1 protein-coding gene is annotated in these 824 nt (G+C 42.7%); it reads left to right on the forward strand.

The window, feature by feature from the left end; genetic code table 11:
- The coding region (locus tag A3766_RS09190) for an outer membrane beta-barrel protein (protein ID WP_068638501.1) at positions 1-611 on the forward strand (611 nt) is incomplete at its 5' end.
- Between the last annotated feature and the right edge of the window lie 213 nt (positions 612-824).

Here is an 824-nt window from a genome sequence, read left to right on the forward strand (position 1 = left end):
CCGAAAGAAACTACTTATCTGTCGGTCTTTCTTTGAACGAATTCAACAGGCTCAACCTTAATCTCGTCCTCTCTGACAGCGTATCTTACGAAGATAGAACTGAAGGCTCTCCGGTTTTATCATTCAGCGGCCTTACTGCACAAACCTACGGCCTTAGCGTTATTTATGGTAGCTACCTAGATGACACTTTCAAAGCAGAGTTTCGTTACGGCAAGGGAATCAAAGAAGACACGCTTAAAGGAGCAAAGGATGTCAACCTAGATCATTGGATTGCGACATATATGGGAGCCGAGCAAGAGATTACAGATTATTTTAATGCTTACGCACTACTTGGACTATCTTACTACCGAGCAGATGTAACGCGTCATGAAGTTATTAGAACCGTCTCGGAAAGTGCTATTTCTAACGCGGAATCAGCGGTTCAACCCAGCCCATTCGTGGCCGAGTCACATTTATTTAAAACGAACTTCAGTTTAAGCTGGATTATCGGAGGAGACTATAAGCTGAGTGATCAGTGGTATTTATCCTTTGAATACGGTCGTTTGCTCAAGGACACTGATACGAATATCGAAATAGATCAGTACAGTACCTACCTAAAGTTTGAATTCTAAGGATAAGCCCACTACTCAAACCGACTAAGCAAATTTCCTAGCCGCGCTCTATTTTCCAGCATTGGTGAATATGACTATTGCGCTCAAAATCTTTATCCACTGACATTTTGGTAAAGTCTGTGACCTTATAGTTTGCGCTCAAGCCTGGATCAAGCTTAAACCTTCGCAGGTTATTCGAGAAAACCAGCACCCCCTTTTCAGACAGCAAGCTCA

Source organism: Oleiphilus sp. HI0132, assembly GCF_001635845.1.